Below are 17970 nucleotides of genomic sequence, written 5' to 3'. Positions count from 1 at the left end.
ACACGGCCCCAGCGGCCACACATTTGGTACTACACACATCGTTGAGCGAATAGTTATGTTAGGAGCAGGAATGGAACAGAGGGTCCTCGGGGGAAGATACCTCCTCAAGGATAAGGTGGGAACGGGCGGTATGGCGACCGTCTTCCGTGCACAGGATCAGGTCCTCGACCGCACGGTTGCCGTCAAGATCATGCTGCCGCAGTATGCCGGCGATGCCACCTTCGCCGCCCGCTTTAAGCAGGAGGCCCAGGCAGCTGCCGGCCTGTCCTCCCCCTATATCGTGGGCGTCTACGACTGGGGCAAGGACGGCGACACCTATTACATCGTCATGGAGTACCTGCGCGGTACCGACCTTAAGAGCGGCATCAAGAGCCACGGCGCCCTCGATCCCAAGAAGGTCGCGCAGATCGGCTCGCAGATCAGCTCCGCGCTTTCGGTCGCACACAAGCACGAGATCATCCACCGCGACATTAAGCCGCAAAACATCATGGTGCTGCCCGACGGCAACATCAAGGTCATGGATTTTGGCATCGCACGCGCCAAGAACAGCCACCTCACGCAGGATAACAACGTGCTGGGCACCGCCCACTATGTAAGCCCCGAGCAGACCCGCGGCCAGGACCTCGGCCCCACCTCGGATATCTACTCGCTGGGTGTCGTCATGTACGAGTGTGCCACCGGCCGCGTACCCTTTGACGGCGACGACGCCATCTCGGTCGCGCTCAAGCAGGTCAACGAGCTCCCCATCCCGCCGAGCCAGATCAACTCCGGCGTCGATGCCGACCTGGAGCGCATCATCCTCAAGTGCATGGAGAAGGACCCGGCAAACCGCTTCCAGACGGCCGACGAGCTGCGCCAGGTGCTCAACAGCTACCTTTCCGGCCGTGCCGTCAACGTCTCGGAGCCCACGCGCATCATCGGTGCCGCCGGCGACCTGGGTGCCACCAAGACCCGCGAGCTTTCCGACTCAACGCGCGCTATGGTTCGTCCCGTCTCGGGCGTGAGCGGTCAGAACACCGCCCGTAGCGCTGTCTCGGGCTCCACGGGCTCCTACGAGGTCGAGAAGCCTAAGTCCAACAAGAACAAGATCATCGCCGCCGTGATTGCCGCCGTCGCCGTGATTGGCGTTGTGGTGGCCTTTGCCACGGGCATGTTCAGCGGCGAACAGGTCACGGTGCCCGATGTGCTGGGCAAGGACCAGGAAACCGCTATTGAGTTGATCAAGGAAGCCGGCCTTGAGGTTGGCACCGTCGACCAGAGCTACAACGACGATGTCGACGAGGGAAAAGTCGCCGAGCAGACCCCCAACGGCAACACCAAGAAGGCCAAGGGCTCGAGGGTGAACCTGGTAATCTCCAAGGGCCCTAAGCCCTCCGAGAAGGTTGAGGTTCCGCAGCTCGTCGGCCTGACCAAGGACCAGGCCGAGGCCGCACTGGCAAGCGTGGGGCTGAAGGGCAGCGCTTCGGAGGAAGCCAATGAGGCCGAAGAGGGCCAGGTCTTTGAGCAGGGCACTGCTGCCGGCAAGGAGGTCGAGAAGGGCACGACCATCTCGTACAAGGTCTCTGGCGGCCCGGACACCACCTCGGTGCCCGATCTGACCGACATGACCGAGGCCCAGGCGCGCAACGCTCTCGACATGGCTGGCTTTGGCGTCGACGTGAGTTACCAGGAAAACGACTCGGTTACCGAGGGCACCGTAATTAGCTGGAACCCCAGCGGCAAGCAGAAGCCCGGTGCCACGATCACCGTCGTCATCGCCAAGAAGTCCGGCAAGGCCAGCGTCCCGGGCAACCTGTACGGCAAGAGCATCTCCGCCGCCGTCACCGCGCTCAACAACGCCGGGTTCTACAACATCGCATTCTGCGATCAGAACGGCAACCCTGTGAGCGGCAACGAGAATGCCACCGTTACGGGCGTCTCCCCCACTGGTAAGCAGTCCACCGACAGCACGATTACGCTGACGGTTTCCATCTCCGGTTCCGGCGACGACTCCGAGTCTAGCAACTAACGTCAATCGTTTGTTGCTCCGAGCGGTTTAGACCGCAAACACATTCGCTCAGAAGCGCCCGCTTGCTCCCCCAGCAAGCGGGCGCTTTTCTTTTGATGTGGGATTGCCGCCCATGGATGAACGCGGCTTTAAACCAGAAGAGCCCGGCACCATGGCGGTACCGGGCTCAATAAATCTCTGGTGCCCCCGGGCGGATTCGAAAACTCCCCCCGCGGGGAAATTGGTGACGCGGGTGTCGACGGCCCGAATCCGGCCCTTAGACCAGAAGAGCCCGGCACCGTGGTGGTACCGGGCTCGGCAGATCTCTGGTGCCCCCGGGCGGATTCGAACCGTCGACACCCGCTTTAGGAGAGCGGTGCTCTATCCCCTGAGCTACGGAGGCATGTTGTACTAGTGTAGCAGATTTACTGCATCGCCATACACCCCATGACCAGACTTCAAAGTTGCGGTGGAATAGTTCCTGCCTAAAGCATCTAAAGCCGCATTTAAGAACTATTCCACCGCAACTTATGAGGGGCTAGTTGCCTTTGTGGAAGAGGCTTTTGATAACGGAGGGGATGCTCTTCGCGCCCTTGGCGGTCACATCGATAAAGTCGGGCGAACGCACGAGCTTATCCTCATCGACGTACTTACGAACCGCACGAAGCGTCTCTTTGTCGTCGCGCGTCGAAAACGTAAAGTGACCGTTGTCCTTGGTGAAGATGGCAAAACGCGTGATTTTCTTGGTGCCGCGCAAAACCTCAGCGGCAATATAATCGACCTCGTCCCACGGGATTTGAATATAATCCTCGGGATTGCGCTCGTTATAGTACTCAAACGCCTTATTGCCCACCATCACGTTACCGTGGCTGGTAAGCCCCATCAGGCAGGTTGCCGGCGTTGCCAGATCGACCGTGCTGTTCTGAGATTGCGCCATACGCGCCTCGCCCTCCAAATAAAACAATCGGACCGCATCCAGTGTACCCACCGGGTGCGGTCCGTTTCAATGGCTCATAAGCCCTTGCCTAGCAACTCTCGGTCTTAAGCCGAAGCGTGCTTACATGAAGCCGCAGACGCGACCGATGATGCCGACGGCGAAGAGAGCCAGGATGATGACGATCGGGCTGACCTTCTTCTTGAGGAGCTTGCAGACCAGCAGGGTCAGGCACACAGCGGCAAGGCCGGGGATGAGCTGATCGAGGTTGGCCTGAAGCGTGGTGACCTTCACCTGATCAAGGGCGTTAGCACCGATGGAGTTATACATCGTCAGTGCTTCCTTGACACCCTCGGAGCCGGAGGGCAGGTTAGCCCAGTCGATAAAGGCGCCAGCAGACTGCGTGACCTTGGAGACGACCGGGGTGAAGGAGATGGACACCCAGCGCTCGACCAGGGCGCCGATGATGAACATACCCAGGATGGAAGCGCCCTCGGTGACCTTGCCCATCAGACCGCCGGAGAGGTCCTTGGCGATGGAGGAGCCGACCTTGTAGCCAAACTCCTGCGTGTACCACAGGAAAGCGTAACGGATGATGTTCCACGCGAAGAAGAACAGCAGCGGGCCGGCGATGCTGCCGGACAGGGCCATGGAAGCGCCCAGAGCGCCCAGAATCGGGCGAAGGGTGAACCAGAAGGCGGGGTCGCCGACGCCGGCGAGCGGGCCCATCATACCGACCTTGACGCCCTGGATGGCGACGTCGTCGATCGGAGCACCGTTGGCGCGCTCCTCCTCGAGAGCGAGGGTAACGCCAATGACGGGGGCGGAAACATAGGGGTGGGTGTTATAGAACTCCAGGTGGCGCTTAAGAGCGGCAATCTGGTCATCCTTGCTGGTGTAGAGCTTCTTGATCGCAGGGATCATTGCGAAGCACCAGCCGCCATTCTGCATACGCTCGTAGTTCCACGAGCCCTGAAGGAACTGATGACGGAAGCAAACCTTCTTGCGGTCAGCCTTGGTGAGCTGAATCTTGTTCTCTGCCATATGTATCACTCCCCTCCTACTCGTAATCGTTCAGAATATCGCCGAGCGGGTCGCCGGAGCCACCGCCCATGCCGCCACCCTGCTTGGCCAGATCCTTAAGGCCAAGGTAGATGAGGGCAAGGGAGATGCCGATGAGGCCAAGGGCGATCAGCGTGAGCTGAGGGATGGCAGCAAGGACAAAGCCGAGGATGAAGAACGGCCAGGTCTCCTTGGTGGCCATCATGTTGATGACCATGGCGTAACCGACGGAAGCGACCATGCCGCCGCCGACAGCCATGCCGCCGGACAGCCAGTCGGGCATAGCGTTAAGCGCGTTGGTAACAGCCTCGGCCGGGATGATGCACAGAAGTACTGCCGGGATGGCGATACGAAGGCCCTGCATAAGGATGGCAATGTACTGCCAACGCTCAATGCCAGCGAAGTCGCCCTTCTCGGCGCAACCGTCCATGGCGTGAGCGATAGCGGTAGCCAGGGTACGGCAGATCATGGTCAGGAACAGACCAGCGACCGACAGCGGGACAGCGACGGCGATAGCGGCGGTAACGGCCTTCGACGGATCGGTAGCGCCGCCGTTGAGGGCGAGCACCATGATGATCGAAGAGGCGACCGAGGCCAGAGCGGCGTCAGGCGCGACGGCGGCGCCGACGTTAGCCCAGCCAAGGGCCATCATCTGGAGCGAACCGCCCAGGAGGATGCCCTCCTGAAGGTGACCGGTTACGAGACCGATAAGCGTGCATGCCACGAGCGGCTGATGGAACTGGAACTCATCCAGAATGCCTTCCATACCGGCAAGCAACGCGACAATCGCAACAAGCAGAATAGTGATTGCAGACATGTATCGGACCCTCCTTTACTATGCTTGAGCGGCCAGTTCGGCCTTAGCTTTCTTCAACATGGCGTCGAGATCCTCGGAGGAATCCGAAGGAACCTTGCGGACCTCGAACTTGACGCCCTTGGCCTTGAGGGCCTCGAGAGTCTTGACGTCGTCATCGCCCATAGCGACGGCGTTGGTGACGACGACCTTGCCCTTGGAGTGAGCCATGGAACCGATGTTGACTTCCTTGATGTCGACGCCGGCCTCGATGGCCTTGAGCAGATCCTGCGGGTTCTCGAAGAGCAGCATGGCCTTGGTGTCACCAAAACGCGTGTCCTTGACGACCTCGGCCATCTTCTTGATGGGCACGACGTTGGCATGGACTCCCGGAGGGGCAGCCTGCTCGATCATGGTCTTGCGAAGCTCGTCGTGAGCAACGCCGTCGGAAACCACGATGATGCGGTTGGGGTTAATCTGCTTGGTCCACGTGGTGGCCACCTGACCATGCAGCAGACGGGTGTCGATACGGACGTGGGCGATCTTGATGTGCCCGTCGCCGATGACCGTTCCCGGAGGGATGGCGCCTGCAGGAGCAGCAGCGGCCGCAGCCGGCTTCTTCTCCTCGGGCTCCAGAGACTCGGGCTTGACGCGCACGCCAGCCTTAGCCTCAGTCACGAGATGTTTTGCGATCGCATGTGCAGTGTTCTTTGCATCAAAGCGCTGCGAATATGCCTCGATGAGCATAGGCAGGTTGACACCGGTGACGATAGCCCAGGAATCGTGGCCCTCGATGAGCCCGCTGATCTGGTTGAACGGCGTGCCGCCCCACAGATCAACGAGGAAGAGCACCTGCTCCTGGTCCTCGAAGGAAGCGACTGCTTCCTCGACCTTGGCACGGAAGTCGTCGGGGCCCATGCTCGGCTCGAGCGAGACCACGGCTACAGACGGCTGATCGCCAAAGACCATCGAGCCCGTCTGCTTGATTCCAGCAGCCAAGTCCCCGTGGCTAGCAAGAACAATACTTACCATCACATAACCTCCTTTTTGTCTACGTATTTCCTACACGACATTAAGGAAGTATACCTGTTTAGTTTGTGGAATTATCGCTAAATTTGCAAAAGGTTGCATTATTTGTTTAAACGTCTAGGTTTGTTACAAGTTGATTACGTTGCTGGTTTTTCACTCATTACCCGCCAGCTCATCAAGCCGTGCATTTTACAGATACAAGCAGGCTGTTCATTAATATCGATTTTAGGCAAGCGCGAATGCGCTTGTACTGCCGCTATTTTGTTTAAACAGACATAACTTGACTATTAGCGTGACTTATGCTCTAGCGCAAGTAGTCATTGGGGACGTTCTTGTTTGACTAGTCGTTTAAGGACGTCCCCAACGGCTAGGGGCTAGGCGATGTGGAGGGGGTTGGCGGCGTCGACGGCATCGGGGGCTTCAGAAGGGCCATCGGGGGCAGCGCCTGCCGGGTCCTCGTCGGGGGTCTCGATCTGCTTGATCATGACCTCCTGGCCCTGCAGCAGGTATGTCTCGCCGCTGCCGCAATGGGGGCAGGTCTTGCCGTGCTCGACCGTCGCGTAGTCGCAGCCGCACGCCTCGCAATGCGTCACGGCCTCGACAGGCTCCACAATAAGCTCCGCACCCTCGGTGATGGACTTTTTATCTGCCGCCCAGCGCCAAGCGTCGAGTAGCAGATCGGGAACAACGCCCGAGACCTCGCCCAGCAGCAGCGTCACGCTCGAAACGCGACGCACGCCATTGGCGCGCGCCACGTTCTCAACATCGCGAATGATGTGATACACAATCCCTAATTCATGCAAGGTAGAAACCTTTCCACAACGGTTGATGCGATGTCAGCCAAACGTAAGTGAGCGACGCCCCCGCGCCGCTCACTTACTTGTTAGGTTCTTTTACTTCTTCCCGAATTTAATCTTAATCGCGCGCTTGAGCGCGTACTTGCCCAGGCTTGGAAGCTTTTGCTCGTATTTGACCATCGTGGAGCACTCGGGGCGGTCGCGATCCAGATGGATGGCGTCGAACGCGCACTTGGTGGTGCACAGGCCGCAGCCGATGCACTTGTTGGGGTCGACGATCGAGGCGCCGCAGCCCAGGCAGCGGGCGGTCTCGGCGCGCACCTGCTCCTCGGTAAAGGTCTCAACATACTCGCTAAACGGCGCAGCCTTCTCGCGTTCGCGGTCCACATGCGCAACCTCGCGGCTCGCGTTGTCGTAGCTCTCGATCACGACATCGTCGCGGTCGAGCGCGGTGTAGCGGCGCTGGTTGCGGCCGATGGTGAGCGTGGAGCCCGGCTGCACAAAGCGATGGATGGACACGGCGGCCTCGTGGCCGGCGGCAATGGCATCGATGGCAAAGCTGGGGCCGGTGTAGACGTCGCCGCCCACAAAGATGTCGGGTTCGGCGGTCTGGTAAGTCTGGGAATCGGCCAGGGCGCCCTGGCCGCGGCCGAGCTCCACCTTGGAGCCAGCCAGCAGGTCGCCCCACACAATGGACTGGCCAATCGACATGACGACACGGTCGGCATCGACACGGCGCAGATCGTTCTCGTCGTACTCGGGCGCAAAACGGCCCTCGTCGTCAAAGACACGCGTGCAGCGCTTGAAGGTGATGCCGCACACGCGACCGGCCTCGTCCAGGTGAATCTCCTTGGGGCCCCATCCGCAGCTGATGTGCGCGCCATCCTCAATGGCCTCGCGACGCTCCTCCTCGCTGGCAGGCATCTGGGCATCGCTCTCCAGGCAGAACATCTCAACGTGCTCGGAACCCAGACGGCAGGCGTTGCGCGCGACATCGATAGCCACGTTGCCGCCGCCCACCACAATGGTGCGGCCGGACAGGGAATCGATCTTGCCGCTGTTAACCTCGCGAAGGAAGTCGACGGCCACGGTCACGTCCTCGGCACCCTCGCCCGGAATGCCCGCAAGGCGGCCGCCCTGGCAGCCAATGGCAACGTAGAAGGCCTTAAAGCCCTGCGCGCGCAGCTCGTCGAGCGTCACATCGCGACCGACCTCCACGCCATAGCGGAACTCGGCACCCATCAGGCGAATAACTTCGACCTCGGCCTCGATAACGTCCTTCTCCAGCTTAAAGCTGGGAATGCCATAGGTGAGCATGCCGCCCGGGCGCTCGTTCTTCTCGAACACGACGGGCTTGTAGCCCTTCTCGGCCAGATAGAAGGCACAGGACAGACCGGCCGGGCCGGCACCGATGATGGCGATCTTCTGATCGAAGCCGCCGGCGCGCGTCGGCGTCACCACGGGTGGGACATAGCGGGTCGCGGCATCAAGATCGCGCTGGGCGATAAACTTCTTGACCTCGTCGATAGCCACGGCGGCGTCCACACGGCCACGGGTGCAGGCATCCTCACAGCGGCGGTTGCACACACGGCCGCAGATAGCGGGCAGCGGGTTCTCGCGCTTGATGAGCGCCAGCGCCTCGTCATAGCGGCCCTGCGCCGCGAGCTTTAAGTAGCCCTGGACGGCAACGTGCGCGGGGCAAGCCGTCTTGCAGGGCGCGGTGCCGGACTCGTGCGTCTCGATACGGTTATCGTTGCGGTAGTTGGGCGACCACTTGGTGTGGTCCCACTTGGTGGCATCGGGCAGCTCCTGGCGCGGATACTCGGGCACCTGTCCGCCGGCCTTTTTGCTGCAGAGCTTCTGGCCGAGCTTGGCGGCACCGGCCGGGCACACCTCAACGCAGCGACCGCAGGCCACGCACTTGTCCTTCTCGACCTTGGCGACATAGGCCGAGCGCGACAGGTTGGGCGTGTTGAACAGCTGCGAGGTGCGCAGGGCATAGCACACGTTGACGTTGCAGTTGCAGATGGCGAAGATCTTGTTCTCGCCGTCGATGTTGGTGATCTGGTGCACAAAGCCGTTGTCCTCGGCCTGGCGCAGGATGTCGTAAACCTCGTCGCGCGTCACGTAATGGCCGCGGTCGGTCTCGACCACGTAGTCGGCCATATCGCCCACGGCGATGCACCAATCGGCCGGGTCGTCGGCGCAGCCCTCACCCATCACGCGACGGCTCGCGCGGCAGCTGCAGGTGCTAGCGGCATATTTGCCATCGTATTTGTCGAGCCAATGCTCGATATGCTCGATCGGCACCGACGTGCTCGCGGCATCGATAGCCTTCTCGACCGGAATGACATGCATGCCGATGCCGGCACCACCGGGCGGCACCATCGGCGTGGCCTTGGACAGCGGTCCCTTGGACGCCTGCTCAAAGAACTTGGCATAGACCGGGTGCTCCTCGAGCTGGCTCACGCGCATGTTGAGAAACTCAGCGGAACCCGGCACCAGCATGGGCAGCACCCACTGCTTGGCGTGCTCGGGGTTTTCCCAGTTGTACTCGAGCAGGCCCGTGTAGCTCATATCGTCGAGCATCTTCTCGATATCGGCTTCGGGCATGCCGGTGAGCTTGACCATCTCGGGCAGCGTATAGGGACGGCGCATCTTCATCTTGCAGAGCACTTCGGCCTGCTCGTCAGTCGCGGCCTCGGCAAACGACCAGTACTCGTAGCCCAGCAGCTCATCGCGATGCAGCAGACGGTTGGTGCAGTGCTCGCACAGCTTGACGATGGCCTCGCGCGGATGCTCCGGCAGCGGCGGCACGAACTCCGAACCGATGTCGGGCTCGGTGTAGCTAATCCCCGGTCCGTTGAGAATCATGGTTGTCCCTTCTCTTGCCACAGCCCGGCGAGACCGCGGCACCCCTCTTTTTTGCAGGCCGGGCATGCCCCCATGCCGTTCACCCGCCATTAGTTGACATTGTGTCAAAAATAGTATTGACGAACCGTCAACAATATTCAAGACTGTTAGGCGAACGGTCAGGCAAAAGAGGATGAAAGGCGGCAAAACATGAGCAACAACACAGCAGATACCTCTGTGGTCGATGCCGTCCCCGCATCCGATAGCGCGGCAAAGCGCTTGACGGGCGACGAACGCCGTCGCGAGATCCTCGCCGCCGTGCGCACCGTGAGCTCTGAGCTAGGCGTGTCGCATCTATCCGTCTCGGCCGTGACCAAGCGAGCCGGCTGCACGCGCTCATTGTTCTACCACTACTTTGCCGACATGGACGCCGCTGTCACCGCCGCCATGGACGAGGCGATCGACGGTTTTATCTCCGAGCTCGAGCAGTGGAATGCCAACCGCACCGTCGGTGATATCGAGGGCGCACTCGACACCGTCGCCCCGCTCTTTAAGCGCCTGGTCGTCAGCGGCCACGAGCTGCCGAGTACGCTCACCTCAAGCAGCGGCGCGCTCTACGGCGGCTTTTTGCACAACGTGGTCCAGCGTGTGGCGCAGTATATCTGCGACACCACCGTGGTGGATTTTGCCGCCCATCATGAGCTACGCATCGACCATGTCTACGAGACGTTCTACACCCTCATCATGGGGTTGTTGATGTATATCCGCACGCACCCCGATGTGCCCGACGAGACGGTCAAGGAAATCATCGCCTCGACACTCCACATCGAGGGCTATACCGCCAAGTATCCGGAGCGCAAGCCCCAGAACTGACGACATTTGGCCAAACTGCCCGCGATCAGAAGAGGGGCCGCGGGCGTGTGAAAGGAGAGCAGCATGCTGTTCGATGTTTGGGGTAGCGATACCCTTATCCACTGGGCCGGCTGGGCCATGGTCTTTATTGGCCTGATCGTGCTCAACGAGGTCGGCCGCCGCACCAAGCTGGGCGCGGCAATCATCTTTGGCGTGGCTCCGCTGGCCATGACCATCTACTGCGTCGCCATCGCCATCGGCGTCTCGCAGGGTGCCGAGTGGGCGCTCACCAACCCCACCCATGTGTACCAGAACAGCTGGTTCCACTACGCCAAGGTATACGCGGCGCTGGCCGGTTGCTGGGGCTTCATTGCCATTAAGTACCAGTGGGGCAAGATTGGCAAGGCGCATTGGTTCCGCGCATGGCCGTTTGTGATCGTCGCCATCAACATCATGATCGCCGTCGTATCCGACTTCGAGAGCGCCTATCACTTCTTTGTCCTGGGCGAGTCCACCTGGGTCACCTCCGAAGGTGCCACGCAGCTGGCCGGCTGGAACAACGTGTTCAACGGCATCGCCGGTATCATCAACATCTTCTGCATGACCGGTTGGTGGAGCGTCTACGCCTCCGAGGATCAGACCGACATGCTGTGGCCCGATATGACCTGGGTCTACATCATCGCCTACGATATCTGGAACTTCTGCTACACCTACAACTGCCTGCCCACCCACTCCTGGTTCTGCGGCTTTGCGCTGCTGCTGGCGCCCACCGTCGCCGCCTTTATCTGGAACAAGGGCGGCTGGATTCAGAACCGCGCCTTTACGCTGGCCATTTGGTGCATGTTTGCCCAGGTGTTCCCGTTCTTCCAGGAGGAGTCCATCTTTGTGACCCACTCCACGCTCGACCCCGGCGCCGCTACCTCGGTCTCGATCGCCGCGCTGGTCGCCAACATCGCCGCGATCATCTACATCGCCTACCGCGCCAAGAAGCTCGGCCGCAACCCCTACAAGCAGGATGTCTTTGAGGGCACCAGCGATTGGGAGAAGGCTACCGCTCGCCGCGCCAAGGTGGATTACGCACACGCCGAGTAACATGTTGGTCGCTGTTGGCACCTGGGCATAGGCCCGCCTGCCAGATTTTCAATCCAATGTCTCGCAGAGCCCCCGGAAAGCGTTTCACTCGCTTTCCGGGGGCTTTTGTCGTTGCGTCTCTAATCATCATCTATTCAAAAACACGCGCACATATAAAATCGGATTTCAAATCATGCGGCGGCTCTATGGGGTCCCGTTTTTGGGTACAGTGTTGTCCCGATATTGAGCTTGGGGGATGTATGAATGATGAGACGATGGGCCAAGAGGATGCGGCCCAAGATGCAGAAGCGTGTGCCGAAGCCCTGGAGAGCCTAGACCGGATTTCACTTGATGAGATTGCGTTTGACGATTCGGGCGTTGATGTGCAGGATGAGTCGGAAGCCGAGGCGCAGTCCGATGATCAGGATGCAGACGACGTTGAGCCTGCCGAAGATGAGGCAGATCACGAAGACACCGAATGCGAGGCCGACGACCAGCCCGAATCCGACACGAGCGAGGAAACCATCTTGCTCGACAGCTTGCCGGCCGAAGATTCGCTGACCCGCGAGCTTCCCGGCCTGGGCTCCGCTCCTGCCGTGGACGAGACCATCGCCATGGGCGATATTCCCCTGCCGTCCGTTCCCTCGGCACGCGAGGCCGAGGTCCGCCATCGCAAGATGTCGCCCAAGCGCCGCAATCTGATGGTCGCCGGTGTCGTGGCCGTCGCGCTCGTCGCCGGCGGTGCAGGCTATGCTGCCTGGAACGGATATCAGCAAGAGCAGGCTGCCGCTGTCGCCGCCAATGCCCACACGATGATGTCGGTGCAGATTGGCGCGCATGCCGCGGGCCTCGACTGTTCCACTGGCTCCAAGATTCCCGTACAGGTGAGCGGTCAGGATTCTGACGGCTCCTCCGTGAGCGAAACGCTCTATGTTGACGAGCACGGCCGCGGCATCAAACTGCTGCCCGGCGATTACACGCTCTCCATCGCTGCCTCCCCCATCGCGGCCGACGGCACCATCTATACCGTCCCGACCACCAAGACGCAGGTCACCGTTAAGAGCGATGGACAGGATTTAAGTGCCCAGGCCACCTTTAAGCTCAAGGTGCCTTCGGCCGACACAGTGACTGACGACCAGATCGATGCCGCCGCCAAGTATGCCGAAGAGGGCGGTGCGAGCTCCGCCGCGGCTGCCAAAGTGCTCCAGCAGGCAGCAATCGCGCGGCGCGACGCCGCCGTCAATGCCGTGAGCGCGCAAAAGGCACAGGCATCCCGTGATGCTGACGCTCGCCACAAGGCAACTGACCTCTACCAGCTCGATATTCCCGTCGAGTGGTACGGCAAGGTCGAGACTTGGCAGAATGGCAGCACGCTATGCATCTATCTGGGCGACGACGCCAATACGCCGCTCGTGACGCTCGTCGCCGTGCGCGATGGCGAGACCTTTACCCCCGACGACGGCGATACGGTTTTGGGCACGGTCGGCCTGGGCAACGGCTACACCGTCTATGCCAGCGGTCCTGTCTATCCGTATGTGATCCCGCAAACCATCAACGGGCGCACGCAGAACCCTGTGTCGACCTACCCCATGGATACGGCGATTGAGCTTGTCGAGCTCACGACCGGCAACCGCTACACATACAGCCAGATTAAAAACGACCTGGTCGGTAAAGACGGCAAGGCCGACGCCGCCACCAAGCTCGAATGCGACTACCTCGCCCAGATTCTGATGCCGAGCATCAAAGCCCAAGACTAGCCGGGCGCATCATGGTGCTCCCCAACCGTGATAAAGGGGCCAGGAGGTCCTGGCCCCACAGATCCGTAGATGATTAGGCAAGGAGCCACTTCCATGCGGGCACAACGTGTACCGCACCGTGCTCGCATGGAATATCGGCCTGCTCATCCATGGTAACGATTGCCGACTCGCCAAGATCGAACTGGGCCATCGAGGCATCAAGCGCGGCAATTTCGCGCTCGCGCGTTTTCTCACTTGCCATATCCACACTCACCTGAATCAGGCCATAAGCCCGCATGAGAAGTGCGTCCCCAGCCACAAAGTCCACCTCATGGCTTTTGCTCTTCTCTTTGATCAGCAGGCGGCAGACCGAGCCGGTCCTCACCGCGGGAGTCCTTCTTCTTAGCGCATTGAACACTGCGGTCTCGAGCCTCTGGCCCTGGTCCAATGCCGATGCGGGAGAGAATGCTCCAAACATCGCAGGGTCGACAGCGTAGACCTTAGACGCAGACCGCATGTTATTTGCCAATGAACGCGTGAACTCCGGCACAGAAAATAACAGGTAGGCATCCTCATAATACTCAAGTAAATCGCTGAGCGAATTACGACTGACGGGTATCTGTCTGCTCTTGAACTCGTTGTACACTTTGTTCACTGACAGCTCTCGTCCCGAAGATGCCATACACCGCGTCAAGAACAGCGATGCCAGGCGAGGGTTCTTGACGTCGTAACGCTCAATGACGTCCATAGCGACCGTTCGCGAAGCATATTCCTGTAGCAGCTGAATCGCGTCTGCGGGCGTCTGCTCAAGCGTCGCGATGAATCCCCCTCGTTCAAGATATCCGATCAGATGATGTCGAAGCAGCGCTGCATCGCTTGGGGAAAAGGTCGCATCTGGCTCGAAAACGCTCCCCGTCTTATACCGAACGTATTCCGAAAAACTCAACGGAAAAAGCTCCCGTATAAGAGAACGACCCCTGAACTCGCTCTTAAGCTCTGAGGACAGCATCTTGGAAGAAGATCCCGTCACATAGACGGTCGCTTTCTCCGTATCGACTACACGCCGCAGAAACGCACCCCATTCGGGAATTTCCTGGATCTCGTCAAAGAAAATGTAAGCGCCCTCGGTTCGAGCAGCAGGATACAGCGCATAGAACGTGTCGAGCACGTCCGCCAGCAGCGATGACTCATACGGGCGCAAGCGCTCGTCCTCAAAATTAAAGTAAAGCATCCGGTCAAGCTCGACGCCCCGGCCCTGAAGCCGCTGCATCTCCTGATACAGGCGATACGTCTTTCCACAACGGCGGGCCCCCACAACCACATTTACGATGTTGTCGCGCTTTGGCTCCTGTGGGTTTTCCAGATCAAGGTCTCGCTCAAAGACCTGCGGAACCCCCTGCTGTTCAAAGTCCTTTATTTTCTGGGCGATCAAGTCGTTGAATGCCATGATTCTCCAATCTTGCTCTCTAGCTAATCAAAATTATACTGATTCTTGATTAATTAGAGAGCAAGATTGTGTGTAGCTTGATTAACACTTAAGCAAGTTTTATCACCGTTATTGCTCCGAAGGATATCGAGTGGCTAAGAGGACAACCGAGCTCGAATGCGGCTCCCCGAGCAGTCAATTTGGGACGGGGCTTTTTTGACTGCCCTCCCCTGCAGAAAAATCCCTAACGCAGTTGCGGTGAAATAGGGACTGTTTTTGCTGGTCAAACCGCAAAACAATCCCTATTTCGCCGCAACTTATTGGTGGCCTTTTGGGTGGCACTCAGCGCCACGGGTCGGCTTCGAACATCGGCTCGCGCTCGGGGCGGCGATCGCTGTAGGGATCGTAGCCGTCGTCGTCCTCGTTCTCGGCACGGATGTAGGGGTCGCGCGGCTTGGGCGCCGGCTTAGGCGCAGGCTTGGGTGCGGCGGGTGCGGCATCGGTCGCCGACGTGTTCGTCTTGATCTCGTCTTTCATCTGCATAGCTCCTTGCCATGTGCTCACGTTCAACACCATCGATTGTCGCACGAAAAAGGGCGGCGGACCCAATTGAATCCGCCGCCCTTGGCGTTTAGAGACGGCCGGCAGATTTTAAGGCATGGCCCAAAATCTACTCGGCGTCGGGGACCTCGTAGGTGGCCGCCGGCGTGTTATCGCACACGACGGTAAAGCCGCCGTCCTTGTCGGCATCGACCGTCACCTGATCGCCCTCGCGCACCGTGCCGTCGATGATGGCGGCGGCGATGGCGTCCACGACCTCGCGCTGGACCAGGCGCTTGAGCGGACGGGCACCGAACACGGGGTCCAGGCCGCCCACGGCGAGCATCTGCTTGGCCGCCGGGGTGATGGCAAGCGTCATGCGCTCCTTGGCCAGACGCGCGCGGACGTCGGCAAGCTGGATGTCGACGATCTTCTCGATCTGCGCCATGCCAAGCGGATGGAACACCACGATATCGTCGATACGGTTGAGGAACTCGGGGCGGAAGGTCTGAGCCATGGCGGCGTCGACCTGATGGCGCATCTCCTCCTCGTCCTTACCGGACAGATCGGCGATGGCCTTGGAGCCCACGTTAGACGTCATGATGATAATCGTGTTCTTGAAGGACACCTGGCGACCCTGGCCATCGGTCAGGCGGCCGTCGTCGAGCACCTGCAGCAGCACGTTAAAGACATCCGGATGGGCCTTCTCCATCTCGTCGAGCAAGATTACGGAGTACGGACGACGGCGCACGGCCTCGGTGAGCTGGCCGCCCTCGTCGTAACCCACGTATCCCGGGGGCGCACCGATCAGACGCTGGACGCTGAACTTCTCCATGTACTCGGACATGTCGATACGCACGAGCGCGCGCTCGTCATCGAACAGGCACTCGGCAAGCGCCTTGGCGAGCTCGGTCTTGCCTACGCCGGTGGGGCCCAGGAAGAAGAAGCTGCCGATGGGCTTGTCCGGATCGGAGAGGCCCGCACGGCTGCGGCGCACAGCTGCGGCGACAGCGGAGACGGCCTCGTCCTGGCCGATGACGCGCTTATGCAGCTCGCCCTCCAAGCCCTTCAGCTTGTCGAGCTCGCCCTGCATCATCTTGGACACGGGCACGCCGGTCCAGGCGCTCACGACCTCGGCAATCTCATCGGAGGTCACCTGTTCGTTGAGGCCCTCGCCGTCCTGCTGCTTTTGCGCCTCGAGCGCGGCCTCGGAATCCTGAATCTGCTGTTGCAGGCCCGGAATCACGGAGTAGCGCAGCTCGGACGCACGGCCCAGATCGCCGTTGCGCGTCGCGCGCTCCTCTTCGCTCTTGGCCTCGTCGAGCTGGCCCTTGAGCTCCTGCACGTGGTCGATGGCGTTCTTCTGGTTGAGCCAGCCGGCCTTTTGCACGTTGAGCTTTTCCTGGACCTCGGCAATCTCTTGGCGCAGGGCCTCCAGACGCTCCTTGGAGGCGTCGTCGGTCTCCTTCATGAGCGCCTGTTCCTCGATCTGCAGCTGGGTGAGCTGACGCGTGGTGGCGTCGATCTCGACCGGCATGCTGTCGAGCTCCATGCGCAGGCGGCTTGCGGCCTCATCGACCAAGTCGATGGCCTTGTCGGGCAGGAAGCGGTCGGCGATGTAGCGATCGGAGAGGTCGGCGGCGGCCACGAGCGCGCTATCGGTGATATGCACGCCGTGGAAGATCTCGTACTTCTCCTTGAGGCCACGCAGAATCGAGATGGTGTCCTCGACGGTAGGCTCGCTGACCATCACGGTCTGGAAACGACGCGCGAGCGCCGCGTCCTTCTCGATGTACTTGCGGTATTCGTCGAGCGTAGTCGCGCCGATTGCGTGCAAGTCGCCACGGGCAAGCGCCGGCTTGAGGATGTTACCGGCGTCCATGGAGCCCTCGGTGGCACCCGCACCCACAATGGTGTGGAGCTCATCGATGAACAGGATGACCTTGCCTTCCGATTTTTGCACCTCCTTGAGCACGGCCTTTAAGCGGTCCTCGAACTCACCGCGGTACTTGGCACCGGCGACCAGCGCGCTCATGTCGAGCTCGATGAGGTCGCGGTCGCGCAGGGTGCTCGGCACGTCGCCGGCCACGATACGCTGGGCGATGCCCTCGACGATGGCCGTCTTGCCGACGCCCGGCTCGCCAATGAGCACGGGGTTGTTCTTGGTGCGGCGGGACAGGACCTGGATGGTACGACGGATCTCGTCGGTACGGCCGATGACAGGGTCTAGCTTGCCGGCGCGGGCCAGGTCGCAGATGTTGCGTCCGTACTGCTCCAGCGCCTCAAACTGGGTCTTGTCCTCGGCAGACGTCACGCGGTCATCGCCGCGCAGCTCCTCGTAGACTTGCTCGATGCGCTCCTTGGTGACGCCTGCGTCGCGCAGAACGCGGCCGGCCTCGCCCTTGTCCTCGGCAAGTGCCATCAGCAGATGCTCGGTCACCACAAAGCTGTCGCCCATCTTGGTGGCCTTCTTCTCGGCCTTCTCGATGACGCGGACGAGCTCATTGGAAAGACCCATCTGCTGGCCCTCGCCCGAAACCTTGGGCGCGTGGTCGATGGCATCTTGTGTGGAGCGTGCGAGCTGGGCCGAGTCAGCGCCGATGCGCTCGATGATCACGGAGATATTGCGCTCGCCGGCACCGAGCAGGGCGGACAGCAGGTGAATCGGCTCCACCGCGCCGGCCTGCGCGTCAGCAGCCGTGCTCATGGCGGTCTGCAGCGCCTCGCGCGACGTCATTGCTAGCTTATCGATTCTCATGGAATCACCTCTCTTGGGGCGGCCGCCCTACGGGGCGGCTTCACGTTGTTCGAGAAGTATTGTTGCCAGCTTTGCGCGATCTTATACACAAATCTAAGTCTCTATATATAAGATTTTCTGAGTGTTCCCACG

Annotated in this window: 13 protein-coding genes and 1 tRNA gene; 4 read left to right on the top strand and 10 right to left on the bottom strand. The window is 60.5% G+C overall.

All coding sequences use genetic code 11. From position 1 onward, the window contains the following. The first annotated feature begins 70 nt into the window (after positions 1–70). Entirely contained in the window at positions 71–2008 is a 1938-nt protein-coding gene (gene pknB / locus AB5Z20_RS04100; protein ID WP_368156365.1) for a Stk1 family PASTA domain-containing Ser/Thr kinase, read from the top strand. A gap of 306 nt (positions 2009–2314) precedes the next feature. Here pknB and AB5Z20_RS04095 read toward each other — a convergent pair. The 7 genes from AB5Z20_RS04095 to AB5Z20_RS04065 all read right to left on the bottom strand — a co-directional run bounded on the left by AB5Z20_RS04095 (position 2315) and on the right by AB5Z20_RS04065 (position 9476). Then, positions 2315–2390, bottom strand: a tRNA-Arg gene (locus AB5Z20_RS04095). A gap of 135 nt (positions 2391–2525) precedes the next feature. Beyond that, positions 2526–2924: a DUF956 family protein gene (locus tag AB5Z20_RS04090; protein WP_238022763.1), complete on the bottom strand. Its 399-nt coding sequence runs from the start codon at positions 2922–2924 to the stop codon at positions 2526–2528. A gap of 120 nt (positions 2925–3044) precedes the next feature. Continuing rightward, on the bottom strand, positions 3045–3965 hold the full coding sequence (locus tag AB5Z20_RS04085; RefSeq protein WP_343006488.1) for a PTS system mannose/fructose/sorbose family transporter subunit IID: 921 nt from the start codon (positions 3963–3965) through the stop codon (positions 3045–3047). A gap of 16 nt (positions 3966–3981) precedes the next feature. Next, positions 3982–4800, bottom strand: a complete 819-nt coding sequence (locus AB5Z20_RS04080; protein WP_271739911.1) for a PTS mannose/fructose/sorbose transporter subunit IIC — start codon at positions 4798–4800, stop codon at positions 3982–3984. An 18-nt stretch (positions 4801–4818) separates the two neighbouring features. Further along, complete coding sequence (locus tag AB5Z20_RS04075) at positions 4819–5808, bottom strand: PTS sugar transporter subunit IIB (protein WP_148332486.1); 990 nt, start codon at positions 5806–5808, stop codon at positions 4819–4821. A 371-nt stretch (positions 5809–6179) separates the two neighbouring features. Continuing rightward, complete coding sequence (locus tag AB5Z20_RS04070) at positions 6180–6608, bottom strand: hydrogenase maturation nickel metallochaperone HypA/HybF (protein ID WP_196022362.1); 429 nt, start codon at positions 6606–6608, stop codon at positions 6180–6182. A 90-nt stretch (positions 6609–6698) separates the two neighbouring features. Continuing rightward, complete coding sequence (locus AB5Z20_RS04065; RefSeq protein WP_368156364.1) at positions 6699–9476, bottom strand: FAD-dependent oxidoreductase; 2778 nt, start codon at positions 9474–9476, stop codon at positions 6699–6701. A 189-nt stretch (positions 9477–9665) separates the two neighbouring features. Between AB5Z20_RS04065 and AB5Z20_RS04060 the strand changes: the two genes are divergently transcribed. From AB5Z20_RS04060 to AB5Z20_RS04050, 3 genes are all read left to right on the top strand, one after another. Continuing rightward, positions 9666–10328, top strand: a complete 663-nt coding sequence (locus tag AB5Z20_RS04060; RefSeq protein ID WP_368156362.1) for a TetR/AcrR family transcriptional regulator — start codon at positions 9666–9668, stop codon at positions 10326–10328. A 63-nt stretch (positions 10329–10391) separates the two neighbouring features. Next, positions 10392–11399, top strand: a complete 1008-nt coding sequence (locus tag AB5Z20_RS04055) for a DUF5692 family protein (RefSeq protein ID WP_368156361.1) — start codon at positions 10392–10394, stop codon at positions 11397–11399. A 239-nt stretch (positions 11400–11638) separates the two neighbouring features. After that, the gene (locus tag AB5Z20_RS04050; RefSeq protein WP_368156360.1) at positions 11639–13135 is read left to right on the top strand and encodes a hypothetical protein; all 1497 of its coding nucleotides are present in this window, start codon (positions 11639–11641) and stop codon (positions 13133–13135) included. 73 nt (positions 13136–13208) lie between these two features. Here the strand turns inward: AB5Z20_RS04050 and AB5Z20_RS04045 are convergent, their stop codons facing one another. The 3 genes from AB5Z20_RS04045 to clpB all read right to left on the bottom strand — a co-directional run bounded on the left by AB5Z20_RS04045 (position 13209) and on the right by clpB (position 17838). Next, positions 13209–14561 carry an ATP-binding protein gene (locus tag AB5Z20_RS04045; RefSeq protein WP_368156359.1) on the bottom strand — a complete coding sequence of 451 codons (1353 nt, stop codon included), beginning with the start codon at positions 14559–14561 and terminating at the stop codon, positions 13209–13211. Positions 14562–14882: 321 nt separating this feature from the next. Continuing rightward, positions 14883–15077 (bottom strand): hypothetical protein, encoded by a 195-nt coding sequence (locus AB5Z20_RS04040; protein WP_368156358.1) that lies wholly within the window; start codon positions 15075–15077, stop codon positions 14883–14885. A 133-nt stretch (positions 15078–15210) separates the two neighbouring features. Beyond that, entirely contained in the window at positions 15211–17838 is a 2628-nt protein-coding gene (clpB, locus tag AB5Z20_RS04035) for an ATP-dependent chaperone ClpB (RefSeq protein ID WP_368156357.1), read from the bottom strand. Positions 17839–17970 lie beyond the last annotated feature (132 nt).

It is taken from the genome of Collinsella aerofaciens, from assembly GCF_040910245.1.
GTDB lineage: Bacteria > Actinomycetota > Coriobacteriia > Coriobacteriales > Coriobacteriaceae > Collinsella.
This window is presented reverse-complemented; position numbering and strand designations above follow the sequence as displayed.

Excerpts from the sequence above, each read along its gene's own strand:
- AB5Z20_RS04060 (WP_368156362.1), top strand. The coding sequence starts at position 9,666 with ATGAGCAACAACACAGCAGATACCTCTGTGGTCGATGCCGTCCCCGCA.
- AB5Z20_RS04045 (WP_368156359.1), bottom strand. The coding sequence starts at position 14,561 with ATGGCATTCAACGACTTGATCGCCCAGAAAATAAAGGACTTTGAACAG.
- AB5Z20_RS04080 (WP_271739911.1), bottom strand. The coding sequence starts at position 4,800 with ATGTCTGCAATCACTATTCTGCTTGTTGCGATTGTCGCGTTGCTTGCC.
- clpB (WP_368156357.1), bottom strand. The coding sequence starts at position 17,838 with ATGAGAATCGATAAGCTAGCAATGACGTCGCGCGAGGCGCTGCAGACC.
- AB5Z20_RS04085 (WP_343006488.1), bottom strand. The coding sequence starts at position 3,965 with ATGGCAGAGAACAAGATTCAGCTCACCAAGGCTGACCGCAAGAAGGTT.
- AB5Z20_RS04040 (WP_368156358.1), bottom strand. The coding sequence starts at position 15,077 with ATGAAAGACGAGATCAAGACGAACACGTCGGCGACCGATGCCGCACCC.
- AB5Z20_RS04075 (WP_148332486.1), bottom strand. The coding sequence starts at position 5,808 with ATGGTAAGTATTGTTCTTGCTAGCCACGGGGACTTGGCTGCTGGAATC.
- AB5Z20_RS04065 (WP_368156364.1), bottom strand. The coding sequence starts at position 9,476 with ATGATTCTCAACGGACCGGGGATTAGCTACACCGAGCCCGACATCGGT.
- AB5Z20_RS04090 (WP_238022763.1), bottom strand. The coding sequence starts at position 2,924 with ATGGCGCAATCTCAGAACAGCACGGTCGATCTGGCAACGCCGGCAACC.
- pknB (WP_368156365.1), top strand. The coding sequence starts at position 71 with ATGGAACAGAGGGTCCTCGGGGGAAGATACCTCCTCAAGGATAAGGTG.
- AB5Z20_RS04055 (WP_368156361.1), top strand. The coding sequence starts at position 10,392 with ATGCTGTTCGATGTTTGGGGTAGCGATACCCTTATCCACTGGGCCGGC.
- AB5Z20_RS04050 (WP_368156360.1), top strand. The coding sequence starts at position 11,639 with ATGAATGATGAGACGATGGGCCAAGAGGATGCGGCCCAAGATGCAGAA.